This is a genomic window from Risungbinella massiliensis, from assembly GCF_000942395.1.
In the GTDB taxonomy this organism is placed as follows: Bacteria; Bacillota; Bacilli; order Thermoactinomycetales; family Thermoactinomycetaceae; genus Risungbinella; species Risungbinella massiliensis.
Map to the genome: position 1 here is coordinate 52,300 of NZ_LN812103.1, position 24,874 is coordinate 77,173.

Below are 24,874 nucleotides of genomic sequence, written 5' to 3' on the forward strand. Positions count from 1 at the left end.
AACAGGAAGTGTGTGAGTAGGTGTGGATGTATCGATTAAAAAAATCAAATTTACTACGATCAACAAGACCTATGTAGAAAAAGTGAGAGATTGGCGCGGACGTTATTGCTTCGCGACACAATATCCCAATCCTGATGGCAAACGCATTTTCCTCACCTACTACTTTGTTCGAAAAGGTTATACGATCTCCAAGGTGTTTCAGAAAAATGGGGAATTCCTATACTACTACTGCGATATGATGGAAATGCACCAGACAGGGAGAATGCGTTATGTGATGGTTGATCTCTTACTAGATCTTATCATTTATCCAGATGGACGCTATCATCTGATTGATATAGACGAATTTGCAGACTCGATTGAACGGGGCAGAATTAAACGAAGACAGCAAGTTCATGCTTTAAGAACTTTAGATCGTATGATTGGATTACAGACCGAAAAACGACTGATCCCTAGTTTTATAGCCGAGGCAAAAATGTATCCGCTTAGTGGAAATCCTGTACGAAGAAATTCTACAAGCACGTAATACATGTTGAAAGAACATACTAGTCTACTAGTGTGTTCTTTTTTTTGGAGTTTTTGTCGGAAAAAAGAAATATTCTTTCATCCTCGACAACCTCAGACGGAAAATCAGAAGATATTCTCCATGAAACAGAGATTCATCGTACCACCTAAGTTTAGAAAGAGGGAAAAAAGTATTCGAAACCTGCAAGATACTTGGTGTCGAAGAAAACTTTGGAGATAGCAGGTGTTTTGACAAACTTTTCTATTTCGTCATGTCTATAATGGGTGGCACGTGAATGAAAAGAGGAGAGTGGTTAGGATGCAAGTAGAAGTATTGGGTAGCTGGAAAGCACGAGTACAGAGTTCGGTCAAAAAATGGGTTGCTTGGGATCAAAGTAGACAAAAGAGAGTTTTTCACCGCTTGGTCCATTTTTGGAACGTGCCTCTACTTGCGATGGGATTTTTGTTGGGTAGAGCAACAATCCTAGAGAGTGTGTCCCCTTTCTCCGTCGCCTATTTAGCAGTCCTGTTCTTGTTTTCGAGGAAAGCATGGCCTGGGGTAATGGCTATGACGATTTTAGGTGCCGCCACACTTGATACAGTCCACGCAGCCAAGGTAACAGGTTTTTTGCTCTTATTATTTATATCTTATCGTATCGCTGCAGCTATGGGAAAGGGGAATCTGGGGCAAATTCCATTTCTTGTACTTTTCACCAACATCGTGGGCCACCTAGCTATGATCCTTTGGCAACCACATACTCATTACCAGATGTTACTTGCGGGAATCGATACATTGTTGAGCTTTATTTTAACGTATATCTTTGTGCAATCTGTTCCGATTTTTACCAAAAAGAAGAGGCGTATTCATCTTCGGCATGAAGAAATCGTATGTCTCGTCATCTTGATCGGATCTGTTCTTACCGGAACCTTAGGTTTTACAGTTGGAGATCTTTCTATTTTGCATATTCTCTCGCGTTATCTTATCTTGGTGCTTGCCTTTGTAGGTGGTGGGATGATTGGCTCCGCGATGGGGGTTGTTACTGGTATTATTATGAATTTATCTCATAGCAAAGCGATATTAGAGATTAGCCTGCTTGCGTTTGCTGGATTGTTGGCTGGTCTATTCCAAGAAGGAAAACGGATAGGGGTAGCGATTGGATTTTTGTTAGGATCTTCGGTCCTTGCCCTGTACGATCCAACAGGTTCGGATTTTTGGCTTTCCCTGCAAGAGTCAGTCCTTGCGATCGTCTTGTTTTTTCTTACACCAAGTGTTCTTTTTCAGAGTGTGGGACGTTTTATCCCTGGTACAGTGGACAACCAGACAGCGCATCAAGAGTATGTGAGAAGATTGCGCGATGTAACTGCACAGCGAGTAGAAAAGTTTCAAGATTTATTCCAAGAGTTAGCCACTAGTTTCCGTGATGATACAACAAAACGAAGACAGGAAGAAGAAGATCAAGTACATCAATTTGTGAATGAAGTGATGGAAAAGTCATGTATGGGATGTAGGCGATTTGGCCAGTGTTGGGAACAAAATGTGATGCGCACCTATTCGGGAGTTACCAATTTGATGGCATTAATCGAAACAGAAGGAGCAAGTCGTCCGATTTCCATACCAGAGTCATGGACAGATCACTGTATTCGTCCAGAAAAAGTAATGGAAAATTTGCAAGGTCAATATTTGTACCATGAACAAAGTAATTATTGGCGAGAGAAAATGCTAGATTCTCGGCAACTTGTTTATGATCAGCTCAAAGGAATGGCGGATGTAATGGATAAGTTATCTCACGAGATTCGCCATGAGACATCAGTAATGTCTGCACAAGAAGAGCAAATAGAAGAAGCTTTATCTCAGCTGGGGGTTTCCATTCGAAGAGTAGATATTTTATCGTTAGAGGAAGGGAAAGTAGAGATAGAGATACTCATGCCACATGGTGATCAACTAGAGGAGAGTAAAAAATTGATCGCGCCATTGTTATCTGAAGTAGTGGGAGAGCCTATTTCGGTGTTTCGGAAAGTATTGCAAGAAGGCAGTGGTCATGCCCTAGTAACATTAGGTTCGGCTCAAAAGTATCTCATTAAAACGGGTGTTGCTAGTGCAGCGAAAGGTGGAGGCATTGTCTCAGGAGATAGTTACTGTCACATGAGCTTAGGTACGGGGAAGTATGCACTAGCGCTTAGTGATGGAATGGGCAATGGACAGCGAGCACAGGAAGAGAGCAATGCAGCGTTAAAGTTGTTAAGGAGATTGTTACTTGCAGGAATGCAAGAAGAACGGGCGGTTGAAACGGTTAACTCCATACTCAGTATGCGAACGGTGGATGAAGTGTTTGCGACCATTGATTTAGCTATGGTGGATTGTAACTCAGCAAATGGGAGATTTCTAAAGATTGGATCATCGCCTGGATTTATCAAAAGAGGGAAAAAGGTGATACGATTAGCTGCATCTAATCCACCGATTGGAATCCTAAAGGATATTCAAGTTGATCCGTTACAGATGCAATTGCAACCAGGAGATTTGTTGCTCTTGATGACAGATGGAATCTATGATGCTGCACCAGCTGCGATGAACAAAGATACTTTTATCACTCAGATGATTCAAGAGATCGAGAGCAAAGACCCCCAAGATTTTGCCGATTGTTTATTGGAGAAAGTAATTCGCTTCCAAAAAGGAAAGATCTTAGATGATATGACCATTCTGGTTTCCAAAGTAGAGCGGTTTAGCTCGGAGTGGTCTACTATTCGGCTACCAGGAGTGGAGAGGTTGGAACGTACAGCGGAAGCCTAAATTTGCCACTTTGTTAGAAAAGGCGTAAGATAAGAAAATCATTTACTCCGCCTCGTATTCGGCATAAGAGGTGGATTTCTCGTTTCTAGGGGGGAGGTTTTTAATTGTTTCTCACCAAACTAGAAAAAACCGTATGTGCGGCTCCTTTTCATTTTGGGGTTGGGGAGAAAATGTTGGTTGCTGTTTCAGGTGGGCCAGATTCGATGGCACTATTACATGGATTAAATCAATTAGCACCAAAGTATCAGTGGGATATAACAGTGGTTCATATAAATCATCAGTTGCGTGATATGGAAAGCGAAGCAGAACAGGACTATGTGTGCCGATATTGTGAACGAAACAATATTCCTGTTGTCGTAGAGAGAGTGGAAGTAAAGCTCGCAAAACAAGAAATGCATGCAGGGACTCAGGAAGTAGCCAGACATTTACGTTATGAAGCTTTTCAAAAGGTAGCAATACATATGGGGATTGATCGAATTCTACTTGCCCACCATGCGGATGATCAGATGGAGACGATTTTATGGAATATGATTCGGGGAACAGGAATAACAGGACTAAAGGGAATGCAACAGGTGCGCCTTGAGGGGAGAATATCTTACCTACGTCCTTTGCTTTATTTTGATCGTAATGAGATTGAACAATATTGTGAAATGGAAAAAATAGAGCCTCGTACCGATTCTAGCAATCGAAGTCGCGATTATACGAGAAATCGTATTCGTCTAGATCTAATCCCTTATTTAAAAGAGTTTAATCCTAGGATAAAAGAGGGAATGCTAGAACTTAGTGAAATTGTTTTAGAGGAAGACCGTTTTTTGCGTCAGTTAGAGAAAGATGCGTTTGGCAAAGTGGTCCAAACTACACCTGATGGAGAGTATGAAGTCGAGATTCCAAGATTTCTAGAACTCCCCATTGCTTTACAACGTAGAGTAGTTAAACTAATATTAAGTTGTCTTTCTCAGCAACTACCAAGTTTGACTGTCACATTTCAAGTGATCGAACGCATTAGGAACCTGGCGCAGGGGAACCATCCATCTGGTAAGCTAGATCTTGGTGCGGGTGCTGTCGTACAGCGTTTCTACCACAAGTTAGTATACAAGCACGAACTTGTAGAAGATCTAACAATTCAGGCGAAGCGAGTCCCGATTCCGGGAACCTTTTGGACACCATTGGGTGTTTTACATACCTACACTAGTGAACAACTACACAAATTACCAGAGCAAAATATTGCTGTGTTTGATCAAGAGTTGTTGGCTAGATCTGAGTTGATTGTTCGCTCTAGGCGGGATGGAGATCGAATTTCTTCTAAAGGAATGAACGGGAGAAAGAAAGTAAAAGATGTGCTAATGGAAGCTAAGATTCCAAGAGTATATCGAGATTCATATCCTATCATTACATTATCCAACGATGAAATCCTTTGGTTGCCTGGGTTACGAAGATCAGTGGTAGCGCCTGTCACGAATCAGACCAAGCAATTTCTCTATTTGGTCTGGGAACCAAATCACTTGTGGAATAGACTTCAGACACTTACATAAGGTTGATAGGAGGAGCCTCATGCATCAAGACATGAAGGAGATCCTGATTACAAAAAATGAAATTCAAGGGAAAATCCAAGAACTTGGACATGTCCTTAAACAGGATCTAGGTGATTTAAATCCACTTTGCATCTGCGTTCTAAAAGGCGCCGTTCCATTTATGGCTGATTTAGTTAAAGCGATGGACTTTCCGCTAGAAATGGATTTTATGGCGGTATCCAGCTACGGTGCTTCGACCAAATCTTCTGGTGTGGTTCGAATTCTCAAAGACTTAGACGCATCTGTAGAGAACCGTCATATCTTAATTGTTGAAGACATCATTGATAGTGGGCTTACGCTCAGTTATCTAGTCGATCTATTAAAAGGGCGTCAAGCTGCGAGTGTACGCACTGTTACTTTGCTTGATAAACCTGCACGTCGAACAGTCAATTTAGTCCCGGATTATACCTGTTTTGAAGTCCCGGATTATTTTGTAGTTGGCTATGGACTGGATTACAATGAAAAGTATCGTAATTTGCCGTACATAGGTGTTTTGAAGCCAGAAGTGTATCAAGACTAAGTTTGATCTTATCTGATCTTCTATTGAGTAGCACAGATTCCCTGTGATAAAATGGAACAAGTGGAATGAGAGGAGGCCAGGGATGAAGAACTTCTTCCTCAGGAACGGATTACTATATGTAATTCTCATCCTTGTAACGATCGGCGTAGTTAACCTGATCAATAGCGCCGAAACATCGAATGACCCTATAAAATATAGCCAGTTTCGCGATGCGTTAGCGAAGAAAACCATTACCAATGTAAAGGTTCGTCCCGAAAGTGGTACATATTATATCGAAGGGGAGTACAAAGGTCTAAAAGGAAAAACATTTACGACCACTGCTCCAATTCATGAGACAAATCTGACTAAAGAATTAGAGGCGTCAGGTGTTCCAGTCGAATTTCAAAAGCAAAAAAGTGATTCGGTATGGATCTCCTTCTTTACATCGATTATTCCGTTAGTTATTATCTTACTCCTTTTCTTCTTCTTGTTTAACCAAGCCCAAGGTGGCGGAAGCCGAGTAATGAACTTTGGTAAAAGTCGGGCCAAGCTGTATAACGAAGAGAAGAAACGCATTACTTTTGATGATGTGGCCGGGGCTGATGAGGAAAAAGCGGAGTTAGTAGAAATTGTTGACTTCCTTAAAGATAACCGCCGTTTTGCTGCGATTGGTGCACGGATTCCCAAAGGAGTTCTTTTGGTAGGACCTCCAGGTACAGGGAAAACCTTGCTAGCTCGTGCAGTTGCGGGAGAAGCAAAGGTTCCATTTTTCTCCATTAGTGGTTCGGATTTCGTAGAAATGTTTGTTGGGGTAGGGGCTTCCCGTGTGCGGGACCTATTCGAACAGGCAAAGAAAAACGCTCCTTGTATTATCTTTATTGATGAGATCGATGCTGTAGGTCGTCAGCGTGGCGCCGGGCTTGGTGGCGGACATGATGAGCGGGAACAAACATTGAATCAGTTACTGGTCGAGATGGATGGCTTTGATGCCAATGCGGGTATTATCATGATTGCTGCAACCAACCGTCCAGATATTCTCGATCCAGCCTTACTGCGTCCTGGTCGTTTTGACCGTCAGATTCTGGTTAACCGCCCAGATGTCAAAGGTCGTGAAGCGGTACTCAAGGTACATGCTCGTAACAAACCACTAGCTCCGTCTGTTAAACTCGATGTAGTGGCAAAACGTACGACAGGTTTCTCTGGTGCAGACTTAGAGAACTTACTGAATGAAGCTGCTCTGATGGCTGCTCGTTCTAATAAAAAAGAGATTACGATGGATGAAATTGATGAAGCTGTTGACCGTGTAATTGCAGGTCCACAGAAGAAAAGCCGGGTAGTAAGTGAAAAAGAACGAAACATTGTAGCTTATCACGAAGCAGGTCATGTAATTGTAGGGTACTATTGTGAAAATGCGGATACTGTACATAAAGTGACGATTGTCCCACGTGGGCAGGCTGGTGGATATGCGATGATGTTGCCAAAAGAAGATCGTTATCTTGCAACCAAACCAGAGCTTCTTGATCGTGTAACGGGACTCTTAGGCGGTCGCGTAGCAGAGGAGATTGTCTTTGGAGAGGTCAGCACCGGTGCTAGTAACGACTTTGAAAAAGCAACTGCTATTGTTCGCTCTATGATTACAGAGTACGGAATGAGTGACCGACTAGCTCCTATGCAGTATGGACGTTCTCAAGGTCAAGTCTTCCTAGGACGTGACATTGGTCATGAGCAAAACTACAGTGACAAGGTTGCTTATGATATTGATAACGAAATGCAAGATATGATTAACCGCTGTTATACCAGAGCCAAAGATATGTTGCTTGAGCATCGAGATAAATTGGAGCTCTTGGCGCAGACTCTCTTGACTCGAGAAACATTAGATGAAGAATCGATTCGTCAGTTGCTTGATCATGGTAAGATTGAAGATGAGGTCAAAGTGAACATCCATAGCAAAGAGGAAGAAACCTCTGAGCAGGCATCTGTAGAAAAAAAGGATGACCCAACTGATTTGGATGAGAACAAATAAACGTTTTTCTAGCGATTGAGTAAAAGAGGCGGAAGAATCGCCTCTTTTTTTTCTGTTTAGAAAGGGGAATAGTCTATGTTGTTTGTGATCGATATAGGGAATACCAATATTGTAATGGGAGTGTATCAAGGAGATCGCCTTGCCTATCAATGGAGAGTACAAACCAATCGAAATGCAACAGAAGATGAGTATGCTATGGTTTTTCAAAATCTGCTAACACATGCTGAGATCTCTGTCGAAGAAATCACAGGTATTGCAGTCTCTTCTGTGGTACCACCTGTTACGTATGTGATGCGGAAGCTGTCAGAAAAATATTTTGGACAGACGCCTATCATTTTAGGTCCAGGAGTCAAAACAGGCCTTAATCTATATTGTGACAATCCCCGTGAAGTGGGCGCAGATCGGATTGCCAATGCGGTAGCAGGAGTAGAGATCTATGGAGCGCCTCTCATTATTGTGGATTTTGGGACAGCTACTACCTTTTGTTGTATTGATGAACAAGAACGATATCTGGGAGGAGCTATTTGTCCAGGAGTCAATATCTCAGCAGAAGCCCTTTACCAACGTGCTGCGAAGTTAACAAGGGTGGAGATGGTAAACCCAGGTCAAGTAATTGGGCGCAATACTACCCATTCCGTACAATCTGGCATTTACTATGGCTATGTGAGTATGGTGGATGGGATTGTAAAGCGAATGAAAAAAGAATTTCAGCAAAGTCCGAAGGTTATTGCCACAGGAGGACTAGCGAACCTTTTCTTTGATGATACGGAGACTATTGATGAGGTGAACCCGTATCTGACACTCATTGGGCTTAAAAAGATTTTTGAACGCAATCAAAAATAGGGAGGATATCAGATGGTTGATTATGCAGTTAGAGCCATTTCAAAAAGTGGACATATACGAGGATTGGCAGCTATTACAACCGATTTAGTGCAAGATTTACAAAAAGCACATACTACACTACCAGTAGTCAGTGCGGCTTTAGGGAGAACAGCTACAATGGGAGCTCTTATCGGTCTTACACTAAAAGATCCTCGCTATCGCGTCACCATTCGGGTAGACGGCGATGGACCAATCGGGAAGATCGTTGTAGATGCCAATGGGACAGGTCAAGTAAGAGGGTATGTTGATAACCCAGCAGTGCTTATTCCCTTAAAAGAGAATGGGAAATTGGACGTCTCTGGTGCTGTCGGAGAAGGAATGATCTATATTAATCGTGATCTAGGTTTGCGGGAACCATATGGAGGTGCTTCTCCTATTATCTCAGGTGAGCTCGCTGAAGATTTTACCTATTACTTTACAACAAGTGAACAAACTCCAAGCTCAGTGGGATTAGGTGTGTTAGTAAACCGTGACAAAATCATGGTCGCTGGTGGATATATGATTCAACTCATGCCACAAGTTGAAGAAGAAGAAATCGCCCAGTTAGAAGAACGGATTGCCAAGATGAATGGCGGAGTAACGGAGCACTTTCATAAGGGAGTAACACCAGAAGGCTTATTACGATTGCTTATGGGAGATGACGCATCTATTCTAGATAAGCAAGATCTCCAATTCCATTGTACTTGCTCCAAAGAACAAATTGGAGGAGTTCTAAAAAGCCTTGGCTCCAAAGAAGTAGAAGCAATCCTTACCGAAGATGGAAAAGCAGAGGTAGTCTGTCATTTTTGTAATACCAAGTACCATTACTCGGGAGAGGATCTAAAGCAATTACTTAGCGAGCTGAATTGACAAAAGTATGAAAATATCTATACAATATAAGAGATATTAATTCCGTAAAAACTCATCGGAAATGGGTGGTATATTCATGCGAGTAGCAAATAGTATTTTAGACCTGATTGGACAAACACCAATCGTAAAACTAAATCATATCGTCGGCAAAGCAGATGCAGACGTTTATCTCAAGTTAGAATACTTTAATCCAGGTGGTAGCGTGAAAGATCGTATCGCCCTAAGCATGATCGAAGAAGCAGAAAAGCGTGGAGAGCTAAAACCGGGGTCTACGATCATCGAGCCGACTAGTGGTAATACTGGTATTGGTTTGGCGATGGTGGCAGCGGCCAAAGGATATAAAGCGATTCTCGTGATGCCAGACACGATGAGTTTGGAACGACGTAATCTCCTAAAAGCGTATGGAGCAGAATTGGTTTTGACACCAGGAGCAGATGGGATGCGTGGAGCGATTGAAAAGGCAGAACAGCTAGCAAAAGAAAACCCTAGCTATTTCATGCCACAACAATTCCAAAATCCTGATAATGTCAAAGCACATTTGGAACACACTTCCAAAGAAATATTAGATCAGTTAGATGGACAACTAGATGCATTTGTCTCTGGCGTAGGAACAGGCGGAACCATCACTGGTGTCGGTCAAGTGTTAAAGGAACAAGTACAAGGTGTACAATTGGTTGCAGTAGAACCAACTGCTTCTCCGGTACTCTCTGGAGGAAAACCAGGTCCTCATAAAATTCAAGGAATTGGTGCTGGATTTGTTCCTTCCATCCTTCAAACTGATTTATATGATGAAGTAATTCAGATTGAGAATGAAGAAGCCTTTGAGTGGTCGAGAAAAGTTGCCAAAGAAGAAGGGATTTTGGTAGGAATTTCTTCTGGTGCTGCAATTGCTGCTGCACTTCGGTTGGCAAGAAGACTAGGAGCAGGAAAAAAAGTATTGGCGATTATTCCAAGTAGTGGAGAGCGCTATCTAACTACTCCCCTGTTTCAATTTGATAGTTAAATGTGGAAGTAAAGAATAGAAAAGAAAAGCTTTTGCTAATAGCAGAAGCTTTTCTTTTTGCTTTGTCAAGAACCTGTGCTAAAATATAATGGTTTATCCTGTTCATTATTTTACCTTTACCTAATGTTTCAAAACAGAGATTCGCCTACTATCTTTTAGATTGGTAGTATTTATATACACTTAGATTGATTGGAAAGGAAGTCTACATGAATAGGATCCTTCAATTAGGCTCATATCGATTTCCATCTCATAAAACGCTAGTGATGGGGATTGTAAATGTAACTCCTGACTCATTTTCCGATGGTGGTCGTTATAATACGATCGAACAGGCTGTTCTGCATGCACAAAAGCTAGTTGCTGAGGGAGCAGATATTTTGGATATAGGTGGAGAATCTACTCGACCTGGTGCAACTATGGTCTCGCTTGAAAAAGAATTAGACAGAGTGGTCCCAGTGATTGAAGCGATTTCCCGTGAAGTGGATGCCCCTATCTCCATTGATACCTATAAAGCAAAAGTGGGAGAAGAGGCAATAAAAGCCGGAGCACACCTTCTAAATGATATATGGGGTGGTAAAAAGGATCCTGACATGGTACGAGTGGCTGCCAAAACGGGAGTGCCGATCGTTTTGATGCAGAACCGTGAAAAAGCTGAGTATCGAAATTTAATAGCAGATATGCAAACAGATTTGCTAGAATCGATAAGTATTGCCAAGTCGGCTGGTGTCACGGATGAACAGATCATTTTGGATCCTGGGATTGGTTTTGCCAAAAGTTACGAAGATAACTTGTTGGTGATGAGAAAATTAGAGGCATTTACAACGATGGGGTATCCAGTGCTGTTAGGTACCTCTCGAAAGTCACTGATTGCCCGAACTCTAGAACTGCCGACTGACGAACGAGTCGAAGGAACAGCTGCCACAGTAGCACTAGGAATCACAAAAGGATGTCAGATTGTTCGAGTACATGATGTCAAAGAGATTGCTCGAGTCTGCAAAATGATGGATGCGATGTTATATAGAAAGCATCCTTCGGGGGAGTAGCATGGACAAGATATTTTTGCAAAAAATGCATTTCTACGCATATCATGGTGTGTTACCAGAAGAGAATCGCCTTGGTCAACGTTTTCAAGTAGATCTAGAACTTTTTCTAGACTTAGCTTCTGCTGGTGCGACGGATGACCTGCAAAAGACTATTAATTACGCAGAAGTTTACGAGGCGGTTCGGCAAGAAGTAGAGGGACATAAGTACATGCTACTAGAAAAGTTGGCAGATCAGATAGCCCATAAACTTCTTAAGGAATTTGCGATTGAAGAAGTGTTAGTTCGAGTCACCAAACCAGACCCACCGATTCCTGGGCATTATCAAGCAGTGGGAGTCGAGATCAAGAGGCACAAAGCATGAGTACGATCACGGCATATTTAGGACTAGGAACCAATTTAGGTGATCGTCCTAAACAGTTGCAACAAGCAGTACAATTGCTCGCTGAGTCAGATGGAATCACTATCTCAAAAGTTTCTGCGATCTATCAGACAGAGCCAGTTGGCTATGTAGATCAGCCAGACTTTCTCAATATAGCGGTTCGGTTAGAGACCAACTTAACAGCTACAGAGCTTTTAACTACTGCTTTAGAGATCGAACAGAAATTGCAACGAGTAAGGACTATTCGCTGGGGCCCTCGAACGATGGATATTGATATTTTGCTGTATGGAAAAGAGTACTATCAATCTTCTCACCTTGAAATTCCACATCCACGTATGTGGGAAAGAGCGTTTGTCTTAGTGCCGTTGTTAGATGTTATGGAACCTTTCGAACGAGAATTTTGGAGAGTGTCAGAGTATCTGGCGAAACTTCCAGATAGGAAAGAAGTACACAAAACTCCATTATCCCTTGCTCTTCAAGTGGCAGGGAGAAAAACATTACAAATGGAAGTTTTACTTAATGGAGAGGAGGAAATATAATGTTTCAGATCGGAAATGTAAAGCCAAAAAATAAGGTTGTTCTTGCTCCGATGGCAGGTGTATGTAATCCCGCTTTCCGTTTGATTGCCAAGGAATTTGGTACGGGACTCGTTTGTGCGGAGATGGTAAGTGATAAAGCTATTTTACATGGTAATCAACGAACGAGAGAGATGTTATTTGTAGATGAGCGAGAAAAACCGTTGAGCTTGCAAATTTTTGGTGGAGATCGCGAATCCCTCGTAGAAGCTGCAAAAGTAGTAGACAAGCAAACCAATGCAGACATTATTGATATCAATATGGGGTGCCCAGTACCAAAAGTGACTAAGTGTGATGCGGGGGCTAGATGGCTTCTCGACCCAAATAAAATTTATGAGATGGTTTCAGCAGTAGTGGATGCAGTAGATAAACCAGTAACAGTAAAGATGAGAATAGGCTGGGACGAGGAACACATCTATGCTATTCAAAATGCTCAAGCTGTAGAGAGAGCAGGAGGAAAAGCAGTTGCTGTTCATGGACGTACACGTGTTCAGATGTACACTGGAAAGGCGGATTGGGATATTATCCGTCAAGTAAAAGAAAATGTCTCGATTCCCGTAATAGGAAATGGGGACGTTGCTTCTCCTGAGGATGCTAAGCGTATGCTCGAGACAACGGGTTGTGATGCGGTAATGATTGGTCGAGCTGCTTTAGGGAATCCTTGGATGCTATATCGTACAGTAGAGTATCTAACAAACGGTAAACTACCTGCGGAACCGTCTGCTACAGAGAAAATGCGCATTGCGGTTCTTCACATGGATCGTTTGGTTGCCTTGCGCGGAGAACGTGTGGCTGTACGTGAGATGAGAAAGCATGCTGCTTGGTATTTAAAAGGACTACGTGGTGCGACTCGTATCAAGGATCAAGTAAACGAGCAAGAGACACGCGATGGTATGGCTGATTTGTTAGTAGCATTTGGGAGACAATCAGATCAAGCAAAAGCAGAAGCAACGGCTTCTTAAATAGAGCCTAATCCAGATTTCGCTACATTGCATCCATTATGTTAAGTGAGACTCTGTCAAGATGAGAGCTTGCTTAAGGTATAATGGATGCAATGAATTTACATAGGTTAAGAAAATGAGGTGCGAGCATGTCCATAGAAGAAACAAATGAGCAGATTCAAGTTCGCCGTGACAAACTGGATCAGCTACGTGATCGTGGAGTGAATCCGTTTGGTGGAAAATTTGAACGGAGTCATCTTGCCAAAGATGTAGAAGCAAATTATGAAGGATTTACGAAAGAAGAGTTGGAACAAAAAGAGGCTCATGTGACAATCGCCGGCCGTCTCATGACAAAACGTGTTCAGGGAAAAGCATCTTTTGCACACATACAAGACCTAAGTGGTCGTATTCAGATCTATGTTCGTCTAGATCGTGTAGGCGAAGAACAATATGAAACTTTCCAAACAGCTGACCTTGGAGATTATTTGGGGATTCAAGGAGTAGTATTCAAAACCAATCGTGGAGAATTGAGTGTGAAAGCCGACGAAGTGACATTCCTCAGCAAATCACTGCGTCCTCTTCCTGAAAAATATCATGGACTCAAAGACGTTGAACAACGTTACCGCAAGCGCTATTTGGATTTAGTAATGAATCCAGATGTAAAACAAACCTTTATAACCCGCTCTCGTATCATCGCGTCGATGCGTAGCTATCTGAATAGCATCGGCTATTTAGAAGTAGAAACACCTTCCTTGCATGTAATTCCAAGTGGAGCATCTGCTCGTCCTTTTGCTACTTATCACAATGCATTGGATATGAAGATTTATATGCGAATTGCTTTAGAACTTCATCTAAAACGTTTGATCGTCGGTGGTATGGAAAAAATATACGAGATTGGTCGTTGTTATCGCAATGAGGGAGTCTCTACTCGTCACAATCCAGAGTTTACGATGATGGAACTGTATGAAGCTTATGCAGATTATCAGGATATCATGGATTTGACTGAAAACTTGATTGCCCATATTGCCCAAGAGGTTCGTGGGACGACGAAAATTCAGTATCAAGGTCAGGAGATCGACTTGACACCAAGATGGGCTCGTCGTTCGATGACCGATCTGGTTCAAGAGTATTGTGGAGTAGACTTTACAAAAGAGTTGACAGATGAAGAAGCTCGTCAAATTGCCAAGGACCATGGGGTAGGGATTGCGGAAAATCTAACTTATGGACAAGTAATCAACGAGTTCTTTGAACAAAAAGTGGAGGAGCATTTGATCCAACCGACTTTTGTTTATGGACATCCAGTAGACATCTCTCCTCTTGCGAAACGAAATGAAGCAGATCCAAGATTTACTGATCGATTTGAGTTGTTTATTTATGGAAGAGAATTAGCTAACGCTTTCTCTGAGTTAAATGATCCGATTGATCAACGGCATCGTTTTGAAGCCCAAGTTGCGCAGAAAGATGCGGGTAATGAAGAGGCTCATCCAATGGATGAGGACTACTTGGAAGCGATGGAGTATGGAATGCCTCCAACCGGTGGACTAGGTATTGGTATTGACCGTCTTGTTATGCTACTCTCCGATAGTCCTTCTATACGAGATGTGCTTCTGTTCCCCCACATGCGAGACCAAGGTTAATTTTGTTCAAAGCTCTTTGCTGATTTACCATTATCAGCAAAGAGCTTTTTTTCGTAAAACTTTCTCTTCTTCTGTAGATAGATATTCTATACTTATAACAGGAGTGAAGGAGAAATAAACCGTATATCACCATAAAGGATGTGTGGAATGAAGCAAAGTTTGACTAAAAAAGAGATTGGACGAAGGATCGAGAAGATACAAACGCAAGTGAGAATGTTTCGAGTAGTATCCAAAGAAGAGGTGATAAAAGAACTACAAGAATGTACCTCCCTTCTCCTGTTGAACGGATATGCTCACAAGGAAGTTCTTGCTTTACAAATGGAGATTTGGATGAAGTTAGGGGAAATGGAGAGGGCTCGTGAGCTCCAGTCCCGTTTTAAACGAACACCTATGATACAAGGTGAAAAATCATTTCTTACGATATATGGATTTGATGCATCACAGTGGGAGATATATTGGCATTTATGGAGCCGAGAAGGAATGTTACCAGATAGGATCGCGGAGAATGTAAACTTAGAAGAACTAGATCCTAAAATTTTTTCTCTAGGACTATCTCGATTTCGGGATTATTGTGATTTGATCCAATTCCAAACGTTACAGAAAAAAGCACAGGCAGTAGTAGCTAGAAGAAGAGATTTTTTCTCGTTGGCCTTTCATTTAGAAGAGATGAGAAGAATGGGAGAGTATCAGCGAGCAGATCGACTATTGGCTAGATATTTACTAGAAGGAATTCAATCATTCCAGAAGGGAAACCTAGATAGTTGGTGGTTTCTTGTAGCAGTTCGTTCCTACTTTCTAGAAGTTCGAGATGGTAAGAAAGCGCGTTGGAGCTCTATACTCACCTATTTGTCCAAAAGAGATTTTTCTGAAACTCTATTTACTCGAATTCTAGAAGAAGCGAGCTATCATATAGATGCAAGAAACCAGAATTCATGGTATAGTAAAAAATTGAAAGACACAATAAGTAATAGCCAAACTAGTAAAAATTAATGTAAATTATAAAAAAACCCCATTTTTCCTAACACAACAAGGAATGTTTTTGTATAAGGGGTTATGATGGACAAGTTCCAGTTCCATCTAATTTAAGCATAGCATGACTACTTTTATATGGCGAATTGGTCCAATAAAAGATTACGTATCTGTTTGTTGGAAAGCCAACTTACCATCGTTGTGAAAAATGGTTAGTAAAAGGCCCGCAACCGAATGGGGAATCAGGAAATTGTCGCTTGTCTAGGGAAGAGAACTCGCATATAATGACCGTGTAGTAGAAGGGCCGGATGTAGAAATATTTGAAAATGGGAGATTTTTTATACGCCATGAAGTGACCAATGCCTTTGTCTCATGTAAATAAGTTTCATTCTTTGTAAAATGGTGTTTAGTGGGACTTGCTGTGCTTGATGGTGATATAAAGGCATTGGCTAGAAAGCTTTCTCTTTTAGCGTAGATTTACCTATAGGGAAAAATCTCTCCTACGAATCTTGCCAAATTTCCTGTTAATTTTGAAGGTATTTTAAAAGGGCATAGTGAATATCATACTACGTTTCCTTTTACCCCGTTTCGGTCGTGGGACTAGTTTTCACATACCTTTTTAGATTACTAGGAACGAACTAATGCAACTTCATTGTTGTATAGGGAGGAACATCTTATGGGTCCCAGGAAAGAAAACCATCGATTTTATGAGCAAGGTTCTCAACTTCCTCAGGCTCCGCCTACACAACAGGCAAGCCGGTTTATGACCAGCAGAGAACGCTCCATACAAAAAGCGCGAGAAGGGAAACCAGTTGAACAGAGGCAACAACAACAGGTGCTCTCTTTTTTAGGCAACCTACAATCAAATTTCACATCATTAGTTCGACTGGTGGAAAAACGCTTAACGTATGATCGTACAAAAGAAGTAGCATTTGAACGTCTGTATCAAGAAATGGATGTACTAAAACAGGATCAAGAATTAAATCAGTTGCGCCCGCTATATATTGATCTAATTCTTTTCCATGATCGTATGGAAAATATCTACAAAGATGCAATTGACTCTGGAAAGGTCTCTCCAGAGTTAACAGAATTACTCAAGTCTCTTAATGGAGAATTAATGGAAATTCTATATCGTCGTGGAGTAGAACCTATTATTTTGACTTCCTACAACTTTGATCCAAAGTATCAAGAAGTAGTGAAGACAGAACCTACCTATGATCGAGAAGAGGATAACTTAATTGTAGATATTGTTCGAAATGGCTTCAAATATAAGGATGTTATATTACGCCCAACCAAAGTTATTATTAAGAAGTACCAAGGTTAAGCGTAGTATGACTTATGCATTAGGAATGAGTCGAAGGGAAGTTATGCAGTACCTCCTCTCTTGATAGGAGAGAGAATACCTTTTCGGCTTTTTCCTTTCTCTATATATGAACCTTGTAGTGTCTTAAGTTATAGATTACGAAACAGCTGATTTCGAAGGAGTGATATTGTCATGGGTCGAGTGGTAGGGATTGACTTAGGAACCACCTATTCTGCAATCTCCGTTGTCAACCAATACGGAAAAGCAGAAGTGCTTACGAACCGCGAAGGAGAGCGTATAACTCCCTCTGTTGTTCTCTTTGATACAGATGATCCAATCGTTGGTAGCATCGCAAAGCGTTCTGCGGTGGCAAACCCATTCAACGTTATCCAATTTGTAAAACGTCAAGTCGGAGATAAAACGTGGAAATTTCGCACAGAAAGCGGCAACGTGTATACCCCCGAAGAGATCTCTGCCATGATTTTGAAGCGATTAAAGCAAGACGCAGAAACACTCCTTGGGGAACCTGTAAATGAGGCAGTCATTACAGTTCCTGCATATTTTGATGATGCCCAACGGAAAGCGACTCAGGATGCTGGTCGAATTGCAGGATTAAATGTTCTTCGTATTATTAACGAACCGACAGCTGCCGCTCTCGCTTACGGCATAGATAAGATGCATGAAAAACAGACGATTTTGGTCTATGACCTCGGGGGTGGTACCTTCGATGTTACGATTATGCGTCTGAGCCCAGATGGACTAAGAGTTTTAGCTACCGGTGGTGCAAAGAACCTTGGTGGTTTTGATTGGGATAATGAAATCATGAACTACTTAAATGAAGAGTTCAAAGCGCAAGGTGGTCCAGATTTGTTGGATGACCCAATGCTAGAACAAGATCTGCGAGACAAAGCGGAAATTGCGAAGAAAACTCTTTCCTCACGGGAGCGGACAAGTGTCTTCTTGTCAGCAAACGGAGTCAACACCTCCATTACCCTTACACGCCAAAAATTCGATGAGGTTACTCGTCCGCTATTAGATCAAACCCAAAAGATTATGGAGATGGTCTTGCAGGATGCTGGTCTAAATTGGAATGAAATAAATCGAGTTCTGTTAGTTGGGGGCTCAACTAGAATGCGGATGGTTCCGGCTCTTATTGAACGTGTAACAGGACGGAAACCTTCTATGGATGTCAATCCAGATGAAGTAGTAGCGCAAGGTGCTGCCATTCAAGGAGTTATCTTAGCTATGAAACAAGGGATCTACCCAATGGATGCTGTTGCTAACTTCCCGCTAATTGAAGTGCAAGATGTCAACTCACATAGTATGGGAGTAGTTGCATTAGATGAAATGGGTAAAGAAGTTAATTCGATCGTACTGAAAAAAGATACGGTAATTCCGAGTCGTGTAAGTGGGCACTATACCACCACAGTGGACAACCAGTCTCAACTACATATTCAAGTGACAGAAGGCGAAAGCAATCAGTTGGATTTTGTAAAAGTAGTTGGAGAAGGAATGATTGATCTTCCTGAATATCCAAAAGGTGCACCTCTTGAGGTAATCTTTAGCTATGATAGCGATGGGATTATTCATGTTACCGTTATCGATTCGACAGCGGGTACATTGCTAGGTGAATTAGATATTGAGCGTACTTCCAACCTAACAGAACAGGAAGTCTTGGAGAAAGCAGATCGGGTAGCAAAACTTGCAATTAGCTAAACCGAATTAGACAAAGGAACGAACGCGGGATGCAGAACTACTATCAGATGTTTAAGCTGTCTCCTTCTATCACCCAAGCTGATTTACGTAAGTGGATTTTAGGACAAATCCGCTTCTGGAATGTCAAGACTAACTCTCCTTCGGCAGAACGACGGAAAGAAGCGGAGCAGGTTCTGCAACTGCTAACCCAAATGGAAGGTCAACTGTTAGACCCAATTCTCCGATTGGAGTATGATCAGCAGTTACTAGAAGAGGAAGCAAAGAATCCAAGTAATGAAACTTTTGTAGAAGGTAAAGAAGAAGTAGATGAACTTGCCGATGCCTTACAAATTGCACAACAGCATCTAGAAAATCGGAAATACTTACTCGCTTTAGAAGAACTAATTCCTTATACTCATACTTATTCTGGATCAGCTGCCATGTGGTTTTTATATGGCAAGGCACTCTTCCATTTAGAACAGTACTCGAAGGCAGTTTCAGCTCTCGTAAAGGCTAGTGATCTTGATCCTAGTGATGCAACCGTAGTTTGGTGGCTTGGCCAAACTCTGCGCGAATCTGGGAAAATATTTGAATCAGAAGAAAAGTGTCACCACGCTCTTGATTTAGCACCGCAAAATCTCATTTGGCGATATGACTTGGCCGAGTATTATCTCTCGAAACAAAAGTATCGACAAGCAATCGAACTATTAGAAGAGTGTTGGGAGCAAAAACCTGAAGAATCTCTGTATCAAGAAAAGTTAGTATCAACCTATATAACGTTTGCTCGTTACTCATGGAAAAGAGTGCCAGAAGATCATGAATATCTCCCGGAAGGTGTCTATCCTCTTGCGCATGCAGATCTTAGGATAGCGGAACTCTATCTTAAACGAGCTAAACGAATAAAGATACAGAATGAGAGTCTTCAAAAAGAGATTGAAATGCTCCAAAAGGAGATAAAAGGCTACTACGGTAGGGAATTTACAGGTAGTTGGACCTTCCTTGTCTTTAGTTTATTAGATCTTATTTTTATTACGTATCAAGTTCCTAGTTACTTAAATGTTGGATTTTTAGTGTTTCTTCCAATGTTGTATTTCTTTAGTGCAAGATCAATTAAATTTCGAGTAACAAGCCGTCTTTACTTTGGAAACTCTGGAAAGACTGATGTCTCTTATGTATGGGAGACATTACATGAGCGTTCAATTTGGCTTTCTTATATACTCACTCTGGTTTTTCTGGTGCTTTATCACTTTATTCTTCCTTTGTTTCTCTCTTTTGTCATCTTATACAACTTTTACAAACGCTATTGGCATCCTACCAAAGCAAGAGCATAGACCGGAGTTTTCCGGTCTATGCTCTTTTTTGATTCTAGTTATTGTATATGTCTAATTTTTTTCAATAATTTAGAAGGAATTTCCAAATAAAAAAAGAACTGCTAAAGAGGATAAGCTCCAAGTAGTAAAAGACATTGATTGGAGTCTGAAAGGACGGCAAAAGAAAGACAAACGAAGCCTAGTAACTTGTGAGCTAATCTTATATCAGCCTATGAGTACCCTAAATGGATGAGCTGATAGTAAGGAAGATCCATACTGTTGGAACGATTTTTTTCGATCCTCTAAGTGAAGTCGTGTCTAGTGCCAGTCTCGGCAGACTGGTAGGTTCAAAGTTTGAAAGAGGAAATTTTGGATGTAAAGGAAGGATAAACCTTGGGTTCAGTTTTACTTACACCTCCGGAAGAAGCAGAGAGTAAGGAGTTTGCGAACATAACCGCAGGAAAAGAAGTTATTTCTTTGACTCAAGTAGACTATTCCAATCATCGTTATATCTTTCAGCGTCGGACAGGTGAGACAGAACAACTAATTGTATTACGAGAAGATGGTAGTACTCCCTCTTTTGAGGAGATCCAACCAGTAGTGGATCTAGTGCTTCAGTTTGAAAGGTTACAAGAACGATATCGGGAGCTATTCTTGCATCCATTTGGTGATTATATAAGCTTTCGAGAGTTATCGGAGATATTAACACAAATCGAAATATATTTTGCGGAATACTCTGATGTTTTCCCGAGGACAGCATTTCAAAAAGTTGCGGAAATGACGGTCACATTATTACAAAATTTTGATCTAATCGCGAAAACTATGCAACAGTTGGAATTGTCTCTTGAGATGGAAGTACTATCAGAGATGAGAGTTACTCAAATCCAAAGAGAACTGGCTCTCGTTTTAGAGACATATCAACATCAAGTGATGATTACGCTTCAAAATATTGGATCGTGTCAACAACTTGAGCAATATCTACAACGCCATATTGCGATTTGGCAAGTAAAGTGGCGGCGTCTACAAAATCGATTCAAGGCTATTTTGGAGGAATTTCAACATGATATAGAGGAGCACCAAAAATGGCTAGGAGAGTTAGATGTTGATCTATATCTGCCAGATGAAGAGAAGGAAAAGGCATACGAGATTCTAGGAAATCAGAAGTTGCTTTTAAAAGAGGCTTAGATCCAAAAGGACAGAACACCTTCTTGGGATGAACGAACCCATGGAAGGTGTTCTTTCATAAAAAACTCGGCAAGAAAAGTTATGACATTTCCTTAGATAATGGAGTAAGTGCTTCTTGTTTTCCTTTGTCAAAGTTGACGAAGTAGAGTAGTAGAATCCCTCCGATGAAAAAGATGGCAAGGGAAGCGATCCCAAAGCGACTAGATCCTGTTAGCTGTCCTACTAGACCAAATACAAAGGGACCAAAGATAGATGCAAACTTTCCAGTAAGACCAAAAAATCCGAAAAACTCTGCATTGCGTTCGGTTGGCACTAAGTTACTAAAAATGGAACGGGAAAGTGCTTGGCTACCTCCTTGAACCAATCCAACCATGATAGCAAGTAAGTAGAAGTGAGTTGCAGATTGCATAAAATAGCCCAGGGTAACGATAATCAAATAAATGACCAACGTGATCTGGAGAGTTGCTTTGGCACCCAATGGTTTGGCAACTTTACCAAACAATAAAGTAGCTGGGAATCCTACAAATTGAGTAATGAGAAGTGCTAGGATCAAATCGGATGCTTCAATGCCAATCTCGGTTCCATAGATGGTAGCCATTTTGATAATGGTGTTAATCCCATCGCTAAAAAACCAAAAGGCGAGGAGGAATTTTAGTAACTCTGGATATTGTTTCATTTGGCGGATGGTAGAAAAGACACTTTTAAATCCTCGTTGGATTTGATGGGGTATACTTATGTGCTTATTATTTTTGGTGGATTCTGGAACGTTTCGAAACATAGGAATGGAGAAAGCGATCCACCAGATCCCAACAGATAAGAACGAGATTTGGGTAGCAAGTAAAGAATTAATCCCAAACAAATCGGGCATTTGAATGAGAAGAAGATTAATTGCAAGTAAGATCCCTCCTCCTATATATCCAGATGCATATCCACGACTAGAAACCATATCACGCTCTTGTTCTGGAACTAACTCTGGGAGAAACGCGTCATAAAAAACAGTGGCTCCTTGAAAAGCGAGGGTTCCTAGAATCACTAGTAAAGAGGCAAATGCCCAATCTCCTTCTCCTACGAAGAATAAGAGGGAAGAAGCGATTGCTCCCATATAGGTGAAAAAACGTAAGAAAGCTTTTTTGTTACCAGCATAATCTGCGATAGCTCCTAGTACAGGAGAGAGAAGAAAAACAAACACCAGTGCAATCGATTGTGTATAACCCCAGTAGGCTGTAGCAGTTGCTTTAGGGAGGTTACTAGCAGCTACATCAGAGAAGAAGATTGGCATGACAGCTGCCATAATGGTAGTTGTAAATGCTGAATTGGCCCAGTCGTAAAGTACCCAACTTTTAACGGCTTTTTGGTTCAAGGGAGGGCCTCCTTTTGATCGAATTTGTCAAGTAATTAACACAACATTTCGTTCATTTTGAGTTTATCATAGAGGTGGAGTATTCTATAGTGTGATAGTGCGGAAACATGCTAAAATAATGACTATATGGAAAAACAGAGGGTACAACATCATAAAACCCACTGTGAAAAGGGGGTGCACCAGAGGATGCTGGGAATAAGTAGGGAAATGGATTCTAATGTTTTTTTTATTGGATGTTGTTGGATTAATCCTCTGGAACACGCTAATCGGTTAGCAAGGTGTGAGGGAGAGACATGATGGAGTTTAAGCAACCACAAGATGTTATTGCTGGTCGATATCAAGTTCTACATGTTTTTGCATTACAAGATCGCGCTCTCTATTTAACCAATTTAGGAGAGCAAGACCCAGAAAAAATGTTTCTTGTTCACGCAGTCGAACTGAATAAGCCATTAAGTGAACAGGAAAAGGCGCGACTTTCATTGCGTGAGGAAGATATTTTTGTCCCTACAGAAGATTTGATTCAAGAAAGTGGAATCTTATATCAGATCTTTCCGATTCAAGGAAATATTTTAGGGGTTCATCTATTTCAATATGCTCCGGTTCCGTTAGAAGAGATGAAAGAGATCGCTAAGCAGATTGCTAGGCATCTGATGAGTCTTTATGAGGAGGGGCAGTTTGGTATCGTAGACCCTCTGAATATGATGATTGAAGAGGGAGATCGGATTCGCTTTATTTACGGCGGTTCCTCTTCCGTGTTGCCGAATCCGGGGGCTCCACAGGATTTGGAAACACGCGAGGCAGAAGATGTCTTACAGTTAGCAAAACTAATGTATCATATGTTGACCCAAGAGAGTGTGGATGAACCCGCGAGTATCAATGTTCAGTTACTAAGGGAAAAAATCAAACCTTTACCTATTGAACTAGAATCGATCATGATGAGAGCCTTTTCTCCGGATCCTTATCGCCGACCTAGGATGAAAGAGATCTGGAAATGGATCGATGATACTGGATCAGGTAAGCAAGCAGCTCTAATGGATGATACATTAACAGGAAGAACGACCCTTATGTCTTTTGGTTTAGAAGAGAAAAAGCCAGCAGAAGAGGTCGAGATAAAACAACACCCAGATTTGAAGAAAGAGACAAGGAAAGTGGCGGCGAAAAAACCACTTTTCACGAAACAAAATATTCTTATTTTAGTTGCAGTCGTAGCAGTAGTGCTTGCGGTGCAAAACTTTTTGGGATCAGGTCCTCGTAGTATAGCAGAAAGTATTATTGATCCTAATATCGAAGAAGATCCAGTTGCTGCAGAGAAATTTATAGATGAGTCTATTCAGGCAGATAAAAACGGAGATCTGAATAAGGCGATTCAAAGTGCATTGAAAGCGATTAGTGCCAATCCAGAAAAACCGGACTATTATTTGAAACTAACTAACTATTATGGTGCACAAAAGAATTATGTTAAGGGAATTGAAGTACTAACGATTGCTACTGAGATATTCTCAGATGATGAGGATATTTATGATCAGTTGGCTACGTACTACTATTATCAAAAGGACTACCCTAAAGCGTTAGAAGCAGTCAATAAAGCTATTGAATTGAACTCTCGTAAGGCGAACTTCTATTATCATCAAGGAAAGATTTACAAAGCACAAAATAAAAAGAATGAAGCGATAGAGGCATTTAAAAAGGTTGCCAATACAGATTCTAGAAATGGGGATGGATTACACGAATTAGCAATCTATTCCTATGAACAAGGTGACCTGAAATCAGCGATATCCTATGAAGATCAAGCAACCAAAATAGATGAAAACGAAAAAATGTCTCAAGTAACGAAGGGTCTCCTCTATTTAGAGCTTTATAAGCAAAAGAAAACAGAGTTTGGTGAGAAACCGAATGAGGACCAAACGAAGGAACTGGAATCCATTAAAAACAAGTCTTTATATGCGTTACAAACAGGATCTAATCTTGATAAAGATAATGCAGAACATCAATATTTAAAAGCTCATGCTTATTATTATTTTGGATCTTACATGGAAGCCTATTTTGCAGCAGAAAAGGCAGTCTTCCGAGATCAGAAGAATGCTAAGTATTTTTATCTGTTGGCATTGAGTGCTAGTCAGTGTCATAAGGACGCGAATGCAGCTTCGATGTGTAATACCGCAAAGGATAATCCTACCTTGCCAACGAAAGATCGACCTACTAATGACCCTAATGCATATAGAACTTTAGCGATCGATTCTGCAAAAGCTGCTCTAGTTTTAGAGCCGAATAATAGTGCTTACCTAGAGTTGCAAAAGTTTGTAGAAGCATTGGGACCAAGACCAGGTACACAGATCACACCTGCACCTAAGAAATAGGAGGGGA

General features: G+C 41.2%; 20 protein-coding genes. 19 read left to right on the top strand and 1 reads right to left on the bottom strand.

The window, feature by feature from the left end:
• The first annotated feature begins 22 nt into the window (after positions 1-22).
• From VJ09_RS17660 to VJ09_RS11340, 18 genes are all read left to right on the top strand, one after another.
• On the top strand, positions 23-523 hold the full coding sequence (locus VJ09_RS17660) for a ribonuclease FAU-1 family protein (RefSeq protein ID WP_052807367.1): 501 nt from the start codon (positions 23-25) through the stop codon (positions 521-523).
• A 297-nt stretch (positions 524-820) separates the two neighbouring features.
• The gene (gene spoIIE, locus VJ09_RS11260) at positions 821-3,289 is read left to right on the top strand and encodes a stage II sporulation protein E (RefSeq protein WP_044641832.1); all 2,469 of its coding nucleotides are present in this window, start codon (positions 821-823) and stop codon (positions 3,287-3,289) included.
• A 104-nt stretch (positions 3,290-3,393) separates the two neighbouring features.
• Positions 3,394-4,821 (top strand): tRNA lysidine(34) synthetase TilS, encoded by a 1,428-nt coding sequence (gene tilS / locus VJ09_RS11265; RefSeq protein WP_044641833.1) that lies wholly within the window; start codon positions 3,394-3,396, stop codon positions 4,819-4,821.
• A 19-nt stretch (positions 4,822-4,840) separates the two neighbouring features.
• On the top strand, positions 4,841-5,380 hold the full coding sequence (gene hpt / locus VJ09_RS11270) for a hypoxanthine phosphoribosyltransferase (RefSeq protein ID WP_044641834.1): 540 nt from the start codon (positions 4,841-4,843) through the stop codon (positions 5,378-5,380).
• Between the two features lie 82 nt (positions 5,381-5,462).
• The gene (ftsH, locus tag VJ09_RS11275; RefSeq protein WP_044641835.1) at positions 5,463-7,382 is read left to right on the top strand and encodes an ATP-dependent zinc metalloprotease FtsH; all 1,920 of its coding nucleotides are present in this window, start codon (positions 5,463-5,465) and stop codon (positions 7,380-7,382) included.
• 75 nt (positions 7,383-7,457) lie between these two features.
• Positions 7,458-8,225 (top strand): type III pantothenate kinase, encoded by a 768-nt coding sequence (locus tag VJ09_RS11280; RefSeq protein WP_044641836.1) that lies wholly within the window; start codon positions 7,458-7,460, stop codon positions 8,223-8,225.
• Positions 8,226-8,237: 12 nt separating this feature from the next.
• Positions 8,238-9,113 carry an Hsp33 family molecular chaperone HslO gene (gene hslO, locus VJ09_RS11285; RefSeq protein ID WP_044641837.1) on the top strand — a complete coding sequence of 292 codons (876 nt, stop codon included), beginning with the start codon at positions 8,238-8,240 and terminating at the stop codon, positions 9,111-9,113.
• A gap of 76 nt (positions 9,114-9,189) precedes the next feature.
• Entirely contained in the window at positions 9,190-10,116 is a 927-nt protein-coding gene (cysK, locus tag VJ09_RS11290) for a cysteine synthase A (RefSeq protein WP_044641838.1), read from the top strand.
• A gap of 206 nt (positions 10,117-10,322) precedes the next feature.
• Positions 10,323-11,156: a dihydropteroate synthase gene (folP, locus tag VJ09_RS11295; protein ID WP_044641839.1), complete on the top strand. Its 834-nt coding sequence runs from the start codon at positions 10,323-10,325 to the stop codon at positions 11,154-11,156.
• A 1-nt stretch (position 11,157) separates the two neighbouring features.
• On the top strand, positions 11,158-11,517 hold the full coding sequence (folB, locus tag VJ09_RS11300) for a dihydroneopterin aldolase (protein ID WP_044641840.1): 360 nt from the start codon (positions 11,158-11,160) through the stop codon (positions 11,515-11,517).
• Positions 11,514-12,074: a 2-amino-4-hydroxy-6-hydroxymethyldihydropteridine diphosphokinase gene (gene folK, locus VJ09_RS11305; protein WP_082050539.1), complete on the top strand. Its 561-nt coding sequence runs from the start codon at positions 11,514-11,516 to the stop codon at positions 12,072-12,074. Before folB ends, folK begins: the two co-directional genes overlap by 4 nt.
• Positions 12,074-13,072: a tRNA dihydrouridine synthase DusB gene (gene dusB, locus VJ09_RS11310; RefSeq protein WP_044641841.1), complete on the top strand. Its 999-nt coding sequence runs from the start codon at positions 12,074-12,076 to the stop codon at positions 13,070-13,072. Before folK ends, dusB begins: the two co-directional genes overlap by 1 nt.
• Positions 13,073-13,200: 128 nt before the next feature.
• Complete coding sequence (gene lysS / locus VJ09_RS11315; protein ID WP_044641842.1) at positions 13,201-14,688, top strand: lysine--tRNA ligase; 1,488 nt, start codon at positions 13,201-13,203, stop codon at positions 14,686-14,688.
• A gap of 147 nt (positions 14,689-14,835) precedes the next feature.
• Positions 14,836-15,678, top strand: a complete 843-nt coding sequence (locus tag VJ09_RS11320) for a hypothetical protein (protein WP_044641843.1) — start codon at positions 14,836-14,838, stop codon at positions 15,676-15,678.
• A 655-nt stretch (positions 15,679-16,333) separates the two neighbouring features.
• Complete coding sequence (locus tag VJ09_RS11325; RefSeq protein WP_044641844.1) at positions 16,334-16,981, top strand: nucleotide exchange factor GrpE; 648 nt, start codon at positions 16,334-16,336, stop codon at positions 16,979-16,981.
• A 171-nt stretch (positions 16,982-17,152) separates the two neighbouring features.
• Positions 17,153-18,676 carry an Hsp70 family protein gene (locus tag VJ09_RS11330; RefSeq protein ID WP_044641845.1) on the top strand — a complete coding sequence of 508 codons (1,524 nt, stop codon included), beginning with the start codon at positions 17,153-17,155 and terminating at the stop codon, positions 18,674-18,676.
• A gap of 29 nt (positions 18,677-18,705) precedes the next feature.
• A complete protein-coding gene (locus VJ09_RS11335; RefSeq protein ID WP_044641846.1) occupies positions 18,706-19,986 on the top strand; it encodes a tetratricopeptide repeat protein in 1,281 nt (426 codons plus the stop codon).
• Positions 19,987-20,358: 372 nt separating this feature from the next.
• Positions 20,359-21,150, top strand: a complete 792-nt coding sequence (locus tag VJ09_RS11340) for a hypothetical protein (RefSeq protein WP_044641847.1) — start codon at positions 20,359-20,361, stop codon at positions 21,148-21,150.
• 79 nt (positions 21,151-21,229) lie between these two features.
• Here VJ09_RS11340 and VJ09_RS11345 read toward each other — a convergent pair whose 3' ends face one another.
• The gene (locus VJ09_RS11345) at positions 21,230-22,510 is read right to left on the bottom strand and encodes an MFS transporter (RefSeq protein WP_044641848.1); all 1,281 of its coding nucleotides are present in this window, start codon (positions 22,508-22,510) and stop codon (positions 21,230-21,232) included.
• 293 nt (positions 22,511-22,803) lie between these two features.
• Here VJ09_RS11345 and VJ09_RS11350 point away from each other — a divergent pair, with 293 nt between their 5' ends.
• Complete coding sequence (locus tag VJ09_RS11350; RefSeq protein ID WP_082050540.1) at positions 22,804-24,867, top strand: tetratricopeptide repeat protein; 2,064 nt, start codon at positions 22,804-22,806, stop codon at positions 24,865-24,867.
• The last annotated feature ends 7 nt before the right edge of the window (positions 24,868-24,874 follow it).